The 18,215-nt window shown below is 61.4% G+C and carries 10 protein-coding genes; 3 read left to right on the top strand and 7 right to left on the bottom strand.

Annotated features, from left to right (window positions below):
* Window positions 1-25 precede the first annotated feature (25 nt).
* A complete protein-coding gene (locus F475_RS07475) occupies window positions 26-2,023 on the bottom strand; it encodes an alpha-1,4-glucan--maltose-1-phosphate maltosyltransferase (protein ID WP_111453567.1) in 1,998 nt (665 codons plus the stop codon).
* A gap of 279 nt (window positions 2,024-2,302) precedes the next feature.
* Here F475_RS07475 and F475_RS07470 point away from each other — a divergent pair, with 279 nt between their 5' ends.
* The 3 genes from F475_RS07470 to mapR all read left to right on the top strand — a co-directional run bounded on the left by F475_RS07470 (window position 2,303) and on the right by mapR (window position 5,741).
* Window positions 2,303-2,536, top strand: a complete 234-nt coding sequence (locus F475_RS07470; RefSeq protein WP_018926132.1) for a DUF3203 family protein — start codon at window positions 2,303-2,305, stop codon at window positions 2,534-2,536.
* Between the two features lie 195 nt (window positions 2,537-2,731).
* Window positions 2,732-4,162, top strand: a complete 1,431-nt coding sequence (gene ccoG, locus F475_RS07465; protein ID WP_111453566.1) for a cytochrome c oxidase accessory protein CcoG — start codon at window positions 2,732-2,734, stop codon at window positions 4,160-4,162.
* 169 nt (window positions 4,163-4,331) lie between these two features.
* On the top strand, window positions 4,332-5,741 hold the full coding sequence (gene mapR, locus F475_RS07460; RefSeq protein WP_018926134.1) for a GntR family transcriptional regulator MpaR: 1,410 nt from the start codon (window positions 4,332-4,334) through the stop codon (window positions 5,739-5,741).
* Window positions 5,742-5,816: 75 nt separating this feature from the next.
* On the opposite strand, the gene F475_RS07455 is transcribed toward mapR, so the two are convergent.
* The 6 genes from F475_RS07455 to F475_RS07430 form a co-directional block, all read right to left on the bottom strand.
* Window positions 5,817-6,563: an SDR family oxidoreductase gene (locus tag F475_RS07455; RefSeq protein WP_018926135.1), complete on the bottom strand. Its 747-nt coding sequence runs from the start codon at window positions 6,561-6,563 to the stop codon at window positions 5,817-5,819.
* A gap of 193 nt (window positions 6,564-6,756) precedes the next feature.
* Window positions 6,757-8,892 carry a bifunctional diguanylate cyclase/phosphodiesterase gene (locus tag F475_RS07450; protein WP_111453565.1) on the bottom strand — a complete coding sequence of 712 codons (2,136 nt, stop codon included), beginning with the start codon at window positions 8,890-8,892 and terminating at the stop codon, window positions 6,757-6,759.
* A gap of 261 nt (window positions 8,893-9,153) precedes the next feature.
* The gene (locus F475_RS07445; RefSeq protein ID WP_111453564.1) at window positions 9,154-10,635 is read right to left on the bottom strand and encodes an efflux transporter outer membrane subunit; all 1,482 of its coding nucleotides are present in this window, start codon (window positions 10,633-10,635) and stop codon (window positions 9,154-9,156) included.
* Window positions 10,632-13,739, bottom strand: coding sequence for an efflux RND transporter permease subunit (locus F475_RS07440; protein ID WP_111453563.1), 3,108 nt, complete (start codon window positions 13,737-13,739; stop codon window positions 10,632-10,634). Before F475_RS07440 ends, F475_RS07445 begins: the two co-directional genes overlap by 4 nt.
* Complete coding sequence (locus F475_RS07435) at window positions 13,736-16,840, bottom strand: MdtB/MuxB family multidrug efflux RND transporter permease subunit (RefSeq protein ID WP_111453562.1); 3,105 nt, start codon at window positions 16,838-16,840, stop codon at window positions 13,736-13,738. Before F475_RS07435 ends, F475_RS07440 begins: the two co-directional genes overlap by 4 nt.
* Window positions 16,837-18,153: an MdtA/MuxA family multidrug efflux RND transporter periplasmic adaptor subunit gene (locus F475_RS07430; RefSeq protein ID WP_111453561.1), complete on the bottom strand. Its 1,317-nt coding sequence runs from the start codon at window positions 18,151-18,153 to the stop codon at window positions 16,837-16,839. The genes F475_RS07435 and F475_RS07430 overlap by 4 nt, the downstream gene beginning before the upstream one ends.
* Window positions 18,154-18,215: the final 62 nt, after the last annotated feature.

Here is an 18,215-nt window from a genome sequence, read left to right as displayed (position 1 = left end):
CGCCACAAAAGCCCCCTCGCCACAGTCAAGAAGCGGTAATCCGCCAAATCCCGAACGGCAGATGCCACGGTTCGATCCGCATGAACTGGTACTTGCCGTGCCAGGTCCAGCGGTGACCGTTCATCAAGTCTTCGCCTTGGGTGCTGGCATCGTCGGGCAGGCCCATTTCCCACAGCGGCAATTCAAAATTCGCTTCCTGGGCGTTATTCGGATCGAGGCTGACGGCCACCAGAATGAAATTGCTGCCATCCTCACTGCGCTTGCCGAAATACAGAATGTTGTCGTTCCAGGCGTTGTAGACCTTCAGGCCCAGATGCGTGTGCAGCGCCAGGTTCTGTCGGCGGATGCGGTTGAGCTGGGCGATTTCGGCAATGATGTTGCCCGGCGCGTTGAAGTCCCGCGGGCGGATCTCGTACTTCTCGGAATTGAGGTACTCCTCCTTGCCCGGCACCGGCGCCGCTTCACACAGCTCGAAGCCCGAATACATGCCCCATAACCCGGAACCCATGGTCGCAAGCGCCGCGCGAATCAGAAAACCGGGGCGCCCGGAGTCATGCAGGAATGCCGGGTTGATGTCCGGCGTATTGACGAAAAAATTCGGCCGGTAGCATTCACGCCATGGCGACTCGTTGAGTTCGGTGAAATAGGTCGCCAGTTCGGTCTTGGTGTTGCGCCAGGTGAAATAGGTGTAGCTCTGGGAGTAACCGACCTTGCCCAGGCGCGCCATCATCGCCGGCGTGGTAAAGGCTTCCGCCAGAAAAATCACCTCGGGGTACAGCGCCCGCACATCGGCGATCAACCACTGCCAGAACGGCAACGGTTTGGTGTGGGGGTTATCAACGCGAAACAGCTTCACGCCCTCTTCGACCCAGCCCACCACGATGTCCCGCAATTCAACCCACAGGCTGGGAATCGCATCCACGGCATAGAAATCGACGTTGACGATGTCCTGATATTTCTTCGGCGGGTTCTCGGCGTATTTGATCGTGCCGTCCGGGCGCCAGTTGAACCAGCCCGGATGCTCTTTGAGCCAAGGGTGATCCTGGGAACACTGAATCGCAAAGTCGAGGGCCACTTCCAGCCCATGTTCGGCGGCCGCCGCGACGAGCCGGCGAAAGTCTTCGCGGCTGCCCAGTTCCGAGTGAATCGCCTCATGCCCGCCTTCTTCGCTGCCGATGGCGTAAGGACTGCCCGGGTCGTCGGGGCCGGCGGTCAACGAGTTGTTCGGGCCTTTGCGATAGCTGCGGCCGATCGGGTGGATCGGCGTGAAGTACAGCACGTCGAAGCCCATGTCCTGGATCATCGCCAGCCGTGTGTGCACGTCATTGAAAGTGCCGTGGCGGGCCGGGTCATCGGTGATCGAGCGCGGAAACAATTCATACCAACTGGCGAACTGCGCCAACTCCCGCTCCACGTCCACCGGAAATTCAGGACTCAGGCTCACGAAGGGACGATGATCGGCCTGGGCCATCAAGTCCGCGCTGCGTTGGTGCAGAAACAAGGCAACCTGCTCGGTTTCGAGCAGACCGGACAACTCATGGTGCAACGCCGCCAGCTGCTCGCTGAGGAGGCCTTCACTGCGTTCCGCTGCCTGCTTGACGTGCAGGCGCCCTTCCTGCAATTCCAGGCTGACCGACATGCAGGCCCCGTGCTTCTTTTTTAGCTCATAACAAAAACTGGCGTACTGATCGATCCAGGCTTCGATACAGAACGCATAGCGGCCCTGCTTCTTGACACGGAACTGGCCCTGCCAGCCGTTATTGCCCAACTCGGCCATCACCTCGCTCTGCCAGGTGTCGTCGCCTTCGGCACGCCAACGGATGCGCACGGCCAGTTTGTCATGACCGTCGGCAAACACTTTGCTGGTCACCACCACGTCCTGATCGACCACGGCTTTAACGGCAAATTGCCCGCCATCGAGGGTCGGCATGGTGTTTTCAATTACGATCCGCGGCAGCAACAATGCCTGGGACAGCGGTATATGCGGGTTGTAGCTCAATTCTGTGGGTTTCTCTGCAGTCATCGAGCATCTCTCCTTTACGCCCCAAGGACGCTCTTGTGCATGGTCATCATTCACACGAAGCAGTCTGCCCCGATATGAATGCACCGGCATGAACTCACATAAGTTCCGAGCCACAGGCGCCGGCAAAGTTCAGAGGGACTTGCCAGGTCCTTCGAGGAATCAATCCCCCGGGCACGGGTCAACCAACTTAAGCACGACTCACGCCATCTATCGGTTGCACAGAACAATCACCGGCAAATGCGCCCTAACACTTAATGAATCCGCAAAAAGGCCTCCTCCATGACCGTGCGCATCGACAACCAGACCTGCTTCTTCATCACCGAAAACGGCGAAGAAATTCGCCTTTGCCCTGATATCACCATAATCACTGACGAGGAAAAATCCATGTCGGCAGTGGAACTCGACGGCCAGCGCTTCTACATCACCGAAGCAGAAGCCGACGCATTGACCGTAGCAGGCGCCGTGGACGGTCGTCGGCATTTGAAGGCCACGAACAGTGATTCGGTGATTTGACTGACCCGCATCAACACACCCCGCCAGCGCCTGACATAGGTACTTGCAGCCCGCCCTTGCGGGTGCATCAAGTTGTCGCAGGCGGGTGTGGGCAGCCCATCTGATCCGCTTTTTATTGCGTTAGCTGAGTCTGTTATGCAAACAGATCGCTGGTCATAGTGCTCAGGCCTGATGGAGGCTGATGAGCGAAAGACCATGAGCGATAGAATCCCCGTCCGAACCGTTGAACCTGCCTCATTTATAAAAAACATTGAGCCTTCGCGCCCAAAGATGAAGGCCAAGTCCAGCGACAACCTGATCCACACCCGCAGCTTCACCGGCCTGTTCCGCACCCTGCGCATGAGCGGCGCGGGGTTTCTATTTCTGCTGTTCTTCGGCACGGTGTGGCTGAACTGGGGCAGCCGCCAGGCGGTGCTCTGGGACCTGTCCGAAAGCAAATTCCACATCTTCGGCGCGACCTTCTGGCCCCAGGACTTCATTCTGCTGTCGGCGCTGCTGATCATCGCCGCCTTCGGTCTGTTTGCGATCACCGTGTTCGCAGGCCGGGTCTGGTGCGGTTACACCTGCCCGCAGAGCTCCTGGACCTGGATCTTCATGTGGTGCGAGAAGATCACCGAAGGCGAGCGCAACCAGCGGATCAAGCTGCAAGCCGCGCCCTGGGGCCTGAACAAACTGCTCCGCCGCTCGGCCAAACACACCTTGTGGCTGGCGATCAGCCTGCTCACCGGCCTGACCTTTGTCGGCTACTTCACACCGATCCGGCCCCTGGCCGAAGAGCTGCTGACTTTGCAAATCGGCGGTGTCAGCCTGTTCTGGGTGCTGTTTTTCACCGGTGCCACTTACATCAACGCTGGCTGGCTACGTGAAGCCGTGTGCATGCACATGTGTCCATACGCACGGTTCCAGAGCGTGATGTTCGACAAGGACACCCTGACCATTTCCTACGACGTGGCTCGCGGCGAAAACCGTGGCCCGCGCAAACGTGAAGTGAAACCCGCCGAGGTCGGACTGGGCGATTGCATCGACTGTCAGGTGTGCGTCCAGGTTTGCCCGACCGGCATCGACATCCGCGATGGCTTGCAGATGGAATGCATCGGTTGCGCCGCGTGCATCGACGCCTGCGATTCGATCATGGACAAAATGGGCTACGCCCGAGGGCTGATCAGCTACACCTCGGAGCATCAATTGCAGGGTGGCAAGACCCACCTGCTGCGCCCGCGCCTGATCGGTTACACCGCGGTGCTGCTGGTGATGATCGGCGCCTTCGCCCTGGCCTTGGTGGAGCGGCCGATGGTGTCGCTGGACGTGAGCAAGGACCGTGGCCTGTTCCGCGAGAACAGTGAAGGTCAGATCGAAAACATCTACAGCCTGAAGGTCATCAACAAGACCCAGCAACGTCAGGAGTACCGTCTGACACTGGTCGACGACGACGGCTTCCAGTTGCAAGGCAAGACCGAACTGAGCCTGGCCCCCGGTGAAATAGTCGATGTACCGGTGTCGGTGGCGATGACCACGGAACGGCCGAGCAGCAGCTCGCAGACAATCAGCTTCAAGATTGTCGACAGCGATGAGCCGGACATCTATAGCGTGGCCAAGAGCCGGTTTGTTGCACCGATGAACCGCTGAGCCTTTAAGATGCAATCCTTTGTCGGATGCGGTCCTCTGTGGCGAGGGAGCTTGCTCCCGCTGGGGTGCGAAGCGCCCCTGAAAATCTACGACTGCTACGCAGCCGAGCGGGAGCAAGCTCCCTCGCCACAACAGCGCACTACATGAATAACTCCAAATCGGGCACTCGATGAAACGCTACGAAAAATTCGCCGACGATATCGCTGAACTGATCCGCTCCGGCGTACTTGGCCCCGGCCATCGGGTGCCGTCGGTGCGCTACGCCAGCCAGACCTACGGCGTCAGCCCGTCCACAGTGTTCCAGGCCTATTACCTGCTCGAACGTCGCGGCCTGATCCGCGCGCGACCGCGTTCCGGCTACTTCGTCAATGCGCATGCACCAAGCCCGTTCTCGGAGCCGGTGATCAGCAGCCAGGTCAACGAGTCCACCGAAGTCGACGTCAGCGAACTGGTGTTCTCAGTGCTGGACTCGATCAAGGACCCCACCACCGTGCCCTTCGGCTCGGCCTTCCCCAGCCCCACGCTATTCCCGCTGCAGCGCTTGTCCCGCTCGCTGGCCAGTGCTTCCCGGGAGATGGACCCGCGCATGGTGGTCACCGACATGTCGCCGGGCAACCCGCAACTGCGTCGGCAAATCGCCCTGCGCTACATGGTCGGCGGGCTGATGCTGCCGATGGAGGAACTGCTGATCACCAACGGTGCGCTGGAAGCGCTGAACCTGTGCCTGCAAGCCGTCACCGAGCCTGGCGATCTGGTGGCCATCGAAGCCCCGGCCTTTTACGCCAGCCTGCAAGTGCTGGAACGGCTGAAGCTCAAAGCCGTGGAAATCCCCGTCCACCCGCGAGACGGCATCGACCTCGGCGTACTCGCCCAGACCCTGGAACGGCACCCGATCAAGGCGTGCTGGTGCATGACCAGTTTCCAGAACCCCATGGGCGCGACCATGCCCGAGGCGAAGAAACAGGAACTGGTGGAGTTGTTGCGCAGCCATCAGGTGCCGCTGATCGAGGATGACGTTTACGCCGAGCTCTATTACGGCCAACAGGCGCCGAAACCGGCCAAGGCGTTCGACACCGAAGGGCTGGTGATGCATTGCGGTTCGTTCGCCAAGAGCCTGGCCCCCGGTTACCGCATCGGCTGGGTCGCCGCCGGGCGCTATGCGCAGAAAATCGAACGGCTGAAACTCATGACCTCGCTGTGCGCTTCGATGCCCGCCCAGGCCGCTATCGCCGATTACCTGCAACACGGCGGCTACGACCGGCACCTGCGCAAACTGCGTTACGCCCTGGAAGAACAGCAAAGTGCGATGCTCGCCGCCATCGCCCGCTACTTCCCGGCCCAGACCCGCGTCAGCCAACCGGCCGGCGGTTACTTCCTGTGGCTGGAACTGCCACCGCAGATGGATTCATTGAAGTTGTTCCAGATGGCATTGGCGCAGGGGATCAGCATTGCACCGGGGCCGATTTTTTCACCGACCCAGCGGTTCAGGAATTGTATTCGGTTGAATTATGGCAGCCCGTGGACCGAGGATTCGGAGAAGGCGATGGAGACGTTGGGGCGGATTGTCAGGTCCTTTTAACAGCAAAAGATCGCGGCGCCCACAGGCGCGTGGGAGCTGCCGAAGGCTGCGATCTTTTGATCTTGCTTCTGATCTTTACCGCCCACCACCAAGATCGACGAAAGTCCCGGTCGCATACGACGCCTTATCCGACAACAACCACACAATCGCCTCCGCCACTTCATCCGGCCGCCCACCGCGGGCCATCGGAATCGCCGACTCAAGTTTGCTGACCCGGTCCGGATCGCCGCTCAATGCATGGAAATCGGTGTAGATGTAACCCGGACGCACCGCATTGACGCGAATCCCCTCGCCCGCCACTTCCTTGGACAGGCCGATGGTGAAGGTGTCCAGCGCCCCCTTGGACGCGGCGTAATCCACGTACTCGTTGGGTGAACCCAAACGCGAGGCGACCGAGGAGACGTTGACGATGCTGCCGCCCTGCCCGCCGTGTTTGGGCGACATGCGCAAAATCGCGTGTTTGGCGCAGAGGATCGGCGCCAGGACGTTGGTCTTGAGGATTTTCAGAATGCGGAATTCCGACATTTCGTCGATCCGCGACTTTTGCCCGACGGTGCCTGCGTTGTTCACCAGCGCGGTGACCCGACCCAGTTCGGTGTCCACCCGATGAAACAGAGCGATCACTTCGTCTTCGATGCTGACGTCGGCACGCACGGCGATGGCTTGGGCACCGCGTGCGCGGACTTGCTCCAGCACACTGAGCGCCGCCTGTTCGTCGGACTGATAATTGATGCAGATCCGATAACCTTGTTCGGCGGCCAACAGGGCCGTGGCGGCGCCGATTCCACGGCTGCCGCCGGTGATGACGATAACTTTGTCCATGCTGGCTTTCCCCCGTTCCTAGCGTAAGCAGTCGGGGCCAAGAATAACCGCCATTGGCGGGTTTTGCATGGGTCCACATCAAGGGGCATGGTACATCTTGTAGCAGCTGCCGAGCCTGCGAGGCTGCGTTCGGCGGCGAAGCCGTCGTGAAATGGGCTATCGCGGTGTGTCGGTACAACCTTGCATGTAGGGTTTACGACGGCTTCGCCGCCGAACGCAGCCTCGCAGGCTCGGCAGCTGCTACAGGTACGACGTCCCCAACCTGTTCCGCTCGGTGAATGTCGACCATGAAGCGATCGGCCGGCAGCGGATGCCCGAGCAGGTAGCCCTGCAACGAGTCGCAGCCCAGCTGGGTCAGGAAGTCTTGCTGGACGCCGGTTTCCACCCCTTCGGCGACGATCCGCAGGCCCAGCGCCTGGCCAAGGGCGACGATGGCCGAGACAATGGCCGCGTCGTCGCTGTCGTGCTCCAGATCGCGGACGAAACCCCGGTCGATCTTCAGTTCATTGGCCGGCAGGCGCTTGAGGTACATCAAGCTCGAATAGCCGGTACCGAAGTCATCGATGGACAGGTCGACGCCCATTTCCGACAGCTCCTGCAACACCGTCATGCTCGCATCGGCGTCGCTCATGGCGGTGGTTTCGGTGATTTCCAGGGTCAGGCTGTTGGCCGGCAGATGATGGGTGGCCAGGGCTTTGGCAACGCTCTGCACCAGCCCCGCGTGGCAGAATTGCAAGGCCGAGAGGTTCACCGCGATACGCCAATCGGTGTAACCGAGCACGTACCACTCGCGCATCTGCCGACAGGCCTCGTTGAGCACCCACTCGCCAATCGGAATGATCAGCCCGGTCTTCTCCGCAAGGTCAATGAACGTGTCCGGCTGCAGCAGGCCCAAGGTCGGATGCTCCCAGCGCAGCAACGCCTCGGCGCCCACTGGTCGGCCATGACCGGCGTCGAATTTGGGCTGGTAATAAAGCTTGAACTGTTGCTGATCGACGGCACTGCGCAAGTCCTGGAGCAATTGCAGCTGTTTGCGCGCGTTGCTGTTCATCGAGGCGTCGAAGAAGCGATGACCGTTTTTCCCGGCGCCTTTGGCGTGGTACATCGCGGCATCGGCGTTCATCAGCAACTCATCGGCCGTCTGACCGTTGCCCGGATAGAGCGCGATGCCGACACTGGCGGAAATCTGCAAGTCATGTTCGGCGACCCGGAACGAGCGCGCAATCAACCCGACCTGACGCTCCGCCAGGCTCAGCGCATCGTTCGGCTCGTTCAGGCGCACCAGCAACACGAACTCGTCGCCGCCGATCCGCGCCAGGGTGTCCTGGCTACGCAGGTCTTCGCGCAGGCGCAGTGCAACTTCACGCAATAGCTGGTCGCCCATGTGATGGCCGAACGCATCGTTGACCGGTTTGAAGCCGTCCAGATCAATGAACATCAACGCAAAACAGCTGCCCTGCTCCTGCACTTTCGATATGGCCTGATCGATACGGTCGGCCAGCAACATGCGGTTGGGCAAGCCGGTCAGGGTGTCGTGCAAGGCCAGTTGAGTGAGTTCACGGTTGGCCACGGTCAGCGAGTGGGCGAGGTCCGCGGTGCGAGCCTCCAGGCGGGCATCGAGGATCGACGTCAGCAAGGCGATGCTCAATATCGCCAAGGTGGTGATCAGCACCAGGCTGTCCAGCCCCTTGCCGTTCAAACCGCTGACCGCCGCACCACAGAAACTGCCGTCGGCAAAGCGCGCCGCGGCCATGCCGGTGTAGTGCATGCCGACGATGGCAATGCCCATGATGACTGCAGCACCTGCACGAAACAGGCGAACATGCGGCGTGTGCTGGCGCAGGCGGAAAGCGATCCATAACGCCGCGCCCGACGCGCCGACGGCAATCAGCAGCGACGCGCCAAACAGAGTCGGGTCGTAATCGATGCCCGGCTGCATGCGCATGGCGGACATGCCGGTGTAATGCATGGCGCTGATACCCGCGCCCATGACCAGCGCGCCGAACGCCAGTTGCCAGGCCGGCAGCCGTGGCTGACTGACCAGCCAAAGGGCAAAGCCGCAAGACAGCACCGCGATCAACAGCGACAGTGCCGTGAGGGTGGTGTCGTAGCCCAGGTCGATCGGCAATGTGAACGCAAGCATGCCGATGAAATGCATCGACCACACGCCGATGCCCATCGCAAAAGCGCCGCCCGCCGTCCATAAATGCACCGCTCGGCCCTTGGCCGTGGCGATGCGTCCGGTGAGGTCAAGCGCGGTATAAGAGGCCAGTATCGCCACGCACAGCGATATGAAAACCAGCGTAAGGGAATAACTACCAATGAGCATGGGATTTCTCGCAACAGCCCCCGCCATACTGTGTTTGTTCTCGGGGGAGCAAAGCCGGCGATTGTACTGATTCCGCGGACGAACGCACTCACAAAGTAATCAAAAAGCCATCAAGATCATTGTGGCGAGGGAGCTTGCTCCCGCTGGACGGCGAAGCCGTCCCAAAGATGCTCACGCGTACATTCAGTCAAAACGCATCAATCGGTTTGCGACTGCTTCGCAGCCGAGCGGGAGCAAGCTCCCTCGCCACACAGAATGGGGTTATTGCTTGTCACTCACCTGAAGCTGCCCATCCCACCCACCGCCCAGCGCGGCAATCAACTGCACGCTGGCAATCAGCCGGCTCTGCAGCAAGCTCAACACGTTGCGCTCGTTACTCAGCGCCGTGGCCTGAACCACCACCACATCCAGATAGGCAATCAACCCGGCCTTGTACTGATTCTGGGTCAAGCGAAGGGATTCGCGCGCCGCATCCAGAGCTTCCTGGCGCACGACCGCTTCGTCTTCCAGCACCTTGAGCTGCACCAGGTAATTTTCTACCTCGCGAAAACCATCGAGCACGGTCTGGCGGTATTTGGCGACAGTCTCGTCGTAGGCCGCTTCACTGCGATCGACTTCCGCCGAGCGCTGGCCACCGTCGAACAGGGTCATGGCCAGCTGTGGGCCGACCGACCAGAAACGGTTCGGCAGGCTGATCCAATTGGCGTAAGTGCTACTGCTATAGCCGCCGTTCATGCTCAGGGTCAGGTCCGGGTAGTAGGCCGCCTTCGCCACGCCGATGTTGGCGTTGGCGGCCATCACCGAGCGTTCGGCGGAGGCGATGTCCGGACGGCGTTCCAGCAACTGTGAAGGCAGGCTCAGCGGCACTTGGGGCAACGCCGGGATGTCTTTGGTTTCGGCCAGGCTGAATTCGGCCGGTGGCAGGCCGATCAGCACGGCGATGGCGTTCTCGAACTGCGCGCGCTGCCAGATCAGGTCGACCATCTCCGCCTGGGTGGTTTTGAGCTGAGTGGTGGCCTGGGCCACCGCATCCTTGCCGGAAACTCCGGCGCGGTACTGGTTTTCGGTCATTTTCAGCGAGCGCTGATAGGCCTCGACTGTCGCTTCCAGCAGGCGTTTCTGCTCATCGATCACCCGCAATTGCAGGTAGTTCTGCACCAGCTCCGATTGCTGGCTCAGGCGCATCGCCGCCAGGTCGGCAAAACTCGCCTGGGCGTTGGCCGTGTCGGCTTCCAGGCCTCGACGCAATTTGCCCCAGATATCGGCTTCCCAACTGACCCCGGCCTGTGCCGAGTAAGTGTCACGGATGCCGCTGGACGAACTGCTCAGGCTCGAACTGCTGCTGCCGGTGCCCTGGCTGGAGCGGTTCTTGCTGACGGTCAGGTCCACCGTCGGAAAAAACGCCCCACGGGCACTGCGCACCAAGGCCTGGGCCTGACGGTACTGGGCCTCGGACTGGGCAACGGTCTGATTGGCGCTGTTGAGCTTTTCGATCAGGCCGTTGAGCTGCTGATCGCCATACAGCTCCCACCAGGCACCACGCGCCAACGAATCGCTGGGGTTGGCCTGACGCCAGCCGGCCGCCTCTTTGTACTGCGCAGGTGCGGCGGCTTGCGGGCGCTGGTAATCCGGGCCGATGGCGCAGGCGCTGAGCATCGCCACGCACAGCGACAGGCTCAGCAAACGCGAGCCTCGGGCCGTGATCAGCGGTGCAGCCAGGTTGAGAAGCGAACGGTCAGTCATAGCGGAGTTTCCAGAGCAGCATCGGTACGCACCCCACGCCAGCGGTTGAAACGATGGCGCAGTTTGTCGAGATAGAGGTAAACCACCGGGGTGGTGTAAAGGGTCAGCACCTGGCTGAAGACCAGCCCGCCGATGATGGTCAGGCCCAGCGGCTGACGCATTTCCGCCCCTTCGGCGCGGCTCAGCAGCAGCGGCAAGGCACCGAGGATCGCCGCCAGGGTGGTCATCAGAATCGGTCGCAGCCGTTGCAGGCAGGCGCTGCGGATCGATTCCAGCGGCTCCAGGCCTTGGTGCCGTTCCAGTTGCAGCGCCAGGTCGATCATCAGAATGGCGTTTTTCTTCACTACACCAATCAACAGGAACAGCCCCAACAAGGAGATCAGGCTGAACTCACCGCCCAGCACATAGATCGACAGCAGCGCGCCGACCCCGGCCGATGGCAAGGTCGAAAGAATGGTCAGCGGATGAATGTAGCTTTCATACAGCACACCCAGCACCAGATACACCGCGACCAGCGCGCCGAGAATCATCCACGGCTGGCTCTTCTGTGCGGCGGCGAAGGCGTCGGCGGTGCCGGCCATTTTCGCGATCACGTCTTCCGGCAGGCCGACCTTGGCAATCGCTCGTTCGATGGCTGCCGAGCCCTGCTCCACCGTCACCCCTTCGGCCATGTCGAAGGCGATGCTTTCCGAAGCGAACTGGCCTTCGTGGCTGACCCGGTCGTTTTCCAGGCTGCTCTCATAGTGGGCGATGGTCGACAACGGAATTCGCGCGCCGTCGGCAGTGATCACTTTGACCTGGTTCAGGGTGACCGGGTCCTGGGCGTATTTCGGATTGACCTCCATCACCACCTGATACTGGTTGAGGCTGTCGTAGATCGTCGAAATCTGCCGCTGGCTATAGGCGTTGTTCAGCACCGCCGTGACCATGTTCATGTCCACGCCCAGCCGCTTGGCCTGGTCGCGATCGACGATCAGCGTCACTTGCTGGGCGCCACGGCCTTCGCGGGCGTCAATCGCTGTCAGCTCAGGCAGGGCCTTGAAGGCGGCAACGACTTTCGGATACCACTCGCGTAACGCACCGAGATCGCCACTTTGCAGGATGTAGGAGTACTGCGAGGTGGTTTGCTCGCGACCGCCGCCGAATTGCAGGTCCTGGTCAGCCATCAGCATCAATTGCGCACCGGGCACCTTGGGCATTTCCTTGCGCAAACGCTCGATGACTTTCTGCGCGGACAGGTTGCGTTCCTTGATCGGCTTGAGCCGCACCAGCATGAACGCGTTATTGGTGCCGTTGTTGCCACCGATGAACCCTGCAACGCTTTGCACCGCGTCGTCCTTGAGCACGGCGCGGCGGAAGGTTTCCATCTTCGGCTGCATCACGCTGAACGACAGGCCATTATCGCCACGCACGAAACCGATCAGCTGGCCGGTGTCTTGCTGGGGAAGAAATGTTTTAGGAACAACAACATACAGCACAATGTTTACGCCAATCGTCACGAACAGACTGAGCAAGGTCAGTCGGCGATGACGCAGCACCCAGTCGAGGCTGGTGGCGTATTTGCCGACCATCCACTCATTGGCCCGCTGGCTCCAGCGTTGCAAACGGTTTTCCTGCCCCGGCGTATGCGGCTTGAGCCAGCGCGCACAAAGCATTGGCGTCAGCGTCAGCGACACCAGCAGCGACACCACGATGGCCGCCGCCAGGGTGATGGAAAACTCGCGGAACAGGCTTTCGATGATCCCGCCCATGAACAGGATCGACAGGAACACCGCCACCAGCGAGACGTTCATCGATAGCAGCGTGAAGCCGACTTCCTGCGCCCCGAGGTACGCGGCCTTCATCGGCGGTACGCCCTTGTCGATGTGCCGGGAAATGTTCTCCAGCACCACGATGGCATCGTCCACCACCAGCCCGGTGGCCAGAATCAGCGCCATCAGCGACAGGTTGTTCAGGGAGAAGCCGTAGAGGTACATCACGGCAAACGTGCCCACCAGTGACACCGGCACCGCCAGGGTCGGAATCAAAGAGGCGCGAAAGTTACCGAGGAACAGGAACACCACCAGAATCACCAGCGCCACGGCAATCAACAGGGTCATTTCCGCTTCGTGCAGGGTGGCCTTGATCACCGGCGAACGGTCCATCGCCAGGTTCAGCTTGACGCTGGCCGGCAGCACCGCCTGCAATGCCGGCAACTGCGCCTTGATCTCGTTGACCGTCTCGATGATGTTGGCGCCGGCCTGGCGGTTGATCACCAACAAGACTGCCGCGTCATCGTTGAAGAACCCGCTGTTGTAGCGGTCCTCGACGCTGTCGCTGACCTTGGCCACATCCTTCAATCGCAGGGCTGCGCCGTCTGCGTAGTGAATGATCAGCGACTCGTAATCCTTGGCCTTTTCCAGCTGATCGTTGGCCTGGACCTGCCACAGCCGCTGGCCGTCTTCGACCGAGCCCTTGGGCCGGCGCACGTTGGCGTTGGCGATGGTGGTGCGCACATCGTCCAGTGCCACGCCGTACTGGTTGAGCGCCTGGGGTTCGAGCTCGATGCGCACCGCCGGCAACGAACTGCCGCCGATCTGCACTTCACCTACGCCCTGCACCTGGGACAGGCTCTGGGACAGAATGGTCGAGGCCAAGTCGTAGAGCTGGCCTTTTTCCAGCACATCCGAGGTCAGCGACAGCACCATGATCGGCGCTTGCGATGGGTTGACCTTCTTGTAGGTCGGCATGCTGCGCATTCCGCTGGGCAGCAGGTTGCGCGAGGCGTTGATCGCCGCCTGCACTTCCCGCGCCGCGCCGTTGATGTCGCGGTCCAGGTCGAACTGCAGAATCACCCGGGTCGAGCCCTGGCTGGAACGGCTGCTCATGGTGTTGACCCCGGCGATGGTACCGAAGGAACGCTCCAGCGGCGTGGCCACGGTTGAGGCCATGACCTCCGGGCTCGCACCGGGCAGGCTCGCCTGGACCACGATCACCGGGAAATCCATCTGCGGCAGCGGCGATACCGGCAACAGGCCGAAACTCACGCCGCCCAGCAGCATGATCGCCAGGCTCAGCAACATCGTCGCGACCGGGCGCTTGATGAAAGGTCCGGACAGGTTCATGGCTGCTCTACCGGGTCCACGGACTGGTCCTTACGGCCCCAGCGCCGTCCGAGGCGGTCGAAGTACAAGTAGATAACGGGTGTGGTAAACAGCGTCAGCACCTGACTCACCAGCAAGCCACCGACCATTACCAGACCCAGCGGCTGGCGCAATTCCGCGCCGGAGCCGGTGGCGAGCATCAGCGGCACCGCGCCGAACAACGCCGCCAGGGTGGTCATCAGAATCGGCCGGAAGCGCAACAGAGCCGCCTGATAGATCGCAGCCTGCGGGTCCATGCCCTGATTACGTTCAGCCTCGAGGGCGAAGTCGATCATCATGATCGCGTTCTTTTTCACGATACCGATCAGCAAGATGATGCCGATGATCGCGATCATCCCCAGGTCATTACCGCTCAACAGCAGCGCCAGCAAGGCGCCGACCGCCGCCGAGGGCAAGGTCGAGAGGATGGTGATCGGGTGAATGTAGCTCTCGTAGAGCACGCCGAGCACGATGTACATGGTCACCACCGCCGCCAGAATCAGCAGCAAGGTGCTCGACAGCGACGCCTGGAACGCTTCGGCCGCGCCCTGGAACTGGGTCTGCACGCCAATCGGCATGCCGATGTCTTTCTGCACCTGATCGATGATCTGCACCGCATGCCCCAGCGCCACGCCGGGCGCCAGGTTGAACGACATCATCACCGCCGGGAACTGGCCGATGTGGGTGATCGCCAGCTGCGCCTGACGCTCCTCGACATGCGCCAGGCTGGACAGGCGCACTTGCCCGCCATCGGTGGTCTTGACGTGAATCTGGTTCAGCGCATCGGGGCCGATCTTCTCGCCGGACTGCGATTGCAGCACCACGCGGTACTGGCTGGCCTGGGTGTAAATGGTGGAAATCTGCCGCTGGCCGAAGGCGTCGTAGAGCGCGTCAGTGATGTTCGACACCGATACGCCAACCCGCGACGCCGCATCGCGGTCGATCACCAGATAAACCTGCAAACCCTTGTCCTGCAAATCGCTGGCGACATCGGTCAGTTCCGGCCGTTGCGCCAGGGCTTCGACCAGACGCCCGCTCCACAAGCCAAGCAACTCGGCATCCGGCGACGACATGCTGAACTGGTACTGCGTACGGCTGACCCGATCTTCGATGGTCAGGTCCTGCACCGGCTGCATGAACAGGCGAATGCCAACCAGCTTGTCCAGCTCCGGTTGCAAGCGGGCAATGACTTGGGTGGCGCTCAGGTTGCGGTGGCTGTGGGACTTGAGGTTGATCAATAACCGGCCGCTATTGAGCGTCGAGTTATCACCGTCGACGCCAATATAGGACGACAGGCTTTCGACCGCAGGGTCAGCCAGAATCACCTTGGCCAATTCCTGCTGGCGCTCGCTCATCGCCGCGAAGGAAATCGACTGTGGCGCCTCGGAAATCCCCTGGATCACCCCGGTGTCCTGCACCGGGAAGAAGCCCTTGGGCACCACCATGTACAGGAATACGGTCAATGCCAGCGTGCCGATGGCCACCAGCAAGGTCAGCGGCTGATGCTTGAGCACCCACTGCAACTTGCGCCCGTAGGCGGCGATCATCCAGTCGATGGTCGCGCCACTGGAGCGGTAGAACCAGCCCTGATCCTTTTCCTTGGGCTCACGCTTGAGCAACCGCGCGCACATCATCGGCGTCAGGGTCAGGGACACCACCAGCGAAATCAGAATCGCCACCGCCAACGTGATCGCGAACTCGCGGAACAAACGCCCCACCACGTCGGCCATGAACAGCAACGGAATCAGCACCGCGATCAACGACAGCGTCAGGGAAATCAGGGTGAAGCCGATCTGCTTGGCGCCCTTGAGCGCCGCTTGCAGCGGGCTGTCGCCCTCTTCGATGAAGCGGGAAATGTTCTCCAGCATGACGATCGCATCGTCCACCACAAAACCGGTGGCGATGGTCAAGGCCATCAGGGTCAGGTTGTTGACCGAAAACCCGGCGAGATACATCACGCCGAAGGTGCCGATCAACGACAGCGGCACCGCCACCGACGGAATGATCGTGGCACTGGCTCGCCGCAGGAACAGGAACGTGACCATCACCACCAGGGCGATGGCGATCAGCAGTTCGTGTTGCACGTCGGTGACCGAGGCGCGGATGGTTTGTGTGCGATCGGTGAGCACCGTGACGTCGAGGCCGGCCGGCAGGTTGTCGGTGATGCTCGGCAGCAAGGCCTTGATCCGGTCGACCACCTCGATGACGTTGGCGCCGGGCTGACGCTGGATGTTCAGCAGCACGGCCTGGTTTTCATTGGCCCATGCCGCCAGGCGTTCGTTCTCGGCGCCATCGACAATTTCCGCCACGTCCTTGAGCCGCAACGGCGCGCCGTTTTTATAGGCCAGAATCAGGTTGGCGTAGTCCTTGGGCGACGTCAGCTGGTCGTTGGCGTCGAGCATCGACACCCGGGTCGGGCCGTCGAAGTTGCCTTTGGGCTGGTTGACGTTGGAGGCACCGATCAAGGTGCGCACGTCCGACAGGTTCAGGCCGTTGGCCGCCAGGGCCTCGGGGTTGACCTTGATCCGCACCGCCTGACGCTGACCGCCGGCAATAGTGACCATGCCGACGCCGCTGATCTGCGCAATTTTCTGCGCCATACGGGTGTCGACCAAGTCATTGAGCTTGGGCAGCAGCATGGTTTTGGAAGTGATGGCCAGGGTCAGCACCGGGGTATCCGCCGGGTTGACCTTGTTGTACACCGGCGGCGCGGGCAGATCCTTGGGCAGCAAATTGGTCGCTGCGTTGATCGCCGCCTGCACCTGCTGCTCGGCGACGTCCATGTTGATGTCGAGGCTGAACCGCAGGGTCAGCACCGAGGCACCACCGGAACTGGTCGAGGCCATCTGGGTCAGGCCGGGCATCTGGCCAAACTGACGCTCCAGCGGCGCAGTCACGGCGCTGGTCATGACATCCGGGCTGGCGCCGGGATAGAGCGTCATGACGCGGATGGTCGGGTAATCGACCTGGGGCAATGCCGACACCGGCAGCAGCCGATAAGCGATCACACCGGCCAGAATAATGGCCAGCATGCTCAGGGTCGTGGCGACCGGGCGAAGGATGAACAGCCGCGAGATGTTCATGCGCCGCCCTTTTTCGCCTTGTCGGTGGCCGCCGGCTCGCCTGGGGTCGCCGCCGATTTGCCTTGCAGATGTTCGGTCGGGGTGGTCGGCACATCCTTGCTGTCGTTGACCACTTCCACTTCGCTGCCGTCCTTCAGGCGGTCGGTGCCCTCCAGCACCACCCGATCACCAACGGCCAGGCCTTCGGTGATCACGGTGTTTTCCCCGTCACTGGCGCCGACTTTCAACTGACGGATGGTGACCTTCTTGTCGCCGTCCAGCGCATAGACGAATGTGCCGTTGGTGCCGAACTGGATCGCCGCCGAGGGCGCCAGCACCACGTCTTTGAGGGTGTCAGCCAGCAGATGCACATTGACGAACTGATTGGGGAACAGCGCTTGATCGCGGTTCTCGTAGCGGGCTTTGAATTTCAGGGTGCCGGTGGTGACGTCGATCTGGTTATCGAGGCTCTGCAACACGCCGGTGGCCTGCAATTGGGTGTCGCCGCGGTCCCAGGCTTCGGCGGGCAGCTTGGCGCCGGTGCGATAGCGGGTCAGCACGGTGTCCAGGCTGTTTTCCGGCAAGGTAAACGCCACGCTGATCGGTTGGGTCTGGGTGATGATCACCAGCGCCGTGGTGTCGTTGGCCGCCACAAGGTTGCCGACGTCCAGCTGCCGCAGACCCACACGCCCGGTGATCGGAGCGCGGATCTTGGTGAATTCCAGATTGAGCTTGGCGTCGTTGACCGCCGCCTGATTGGTCTTGACCGTACCCTGATACTGGGCGACCAGCGCTTCGGCGGTGTCCAGGGTTTGCTTGGCGATACTGTCTTCGCGGTACAGGCCACGATAACGCTCGACGTCGACCTGGGCGTTTTTCAATTGCGCCTGATTCTGCAGCAAGGTGCCTTCGGCCTGGAGCAAGGCATTCTGATAAGGACGTGGATCGATCTCGGCGAGCAGGTCACCCGCCTTGACCATCTGCCCTTCTTCGAAATAGACCTTGACCAGTTCGCCACCGACGCGGCTGCGCACATTGATGGTGTTCAGCGCCGTGACCGTGCCCAGCGCCTTGTAATACAGCGGAAAATCGCCTTTGACCACCGGCGCCACGCGCACCGGAACCGGTCCCGTCGCCCCGCCGAATCCCGGACGCATCCCCCCCGACCGGCCGGTATGCCCGGCAACGGCTTTCTGCCCTGCGCCCTCCTTCGGGCTGCTGCCAGCGGGCCAGAACTTCCAGCACAGGCCGACGATGACCAACAGGACAAGCAGGCCGAACAGCCAGCGACGAGGATTGCGGGAAGCGGAGGATTGCATGGAATGATCAACCATTGGGCGCGTGCGCTTTTTTTCTACGGGAGGCTGAACGATAAGCACTGGCGGGTATTAAGCAA

The sequence above is a fragment of the Pseudomonas sp. URMO17WK12:I6 genome (assembly GCF_003253625.1).
Taxonomy (GTDB): domain Bacteria; phylum Pseudomonadota; class Gammaproteobacteria; order Pseudomonadales; family Pseudomonadaceae; genus Aquipseudomonas.
This window is presented reverse-complemented; position numbering and strand designations above follow the sequence as displayed.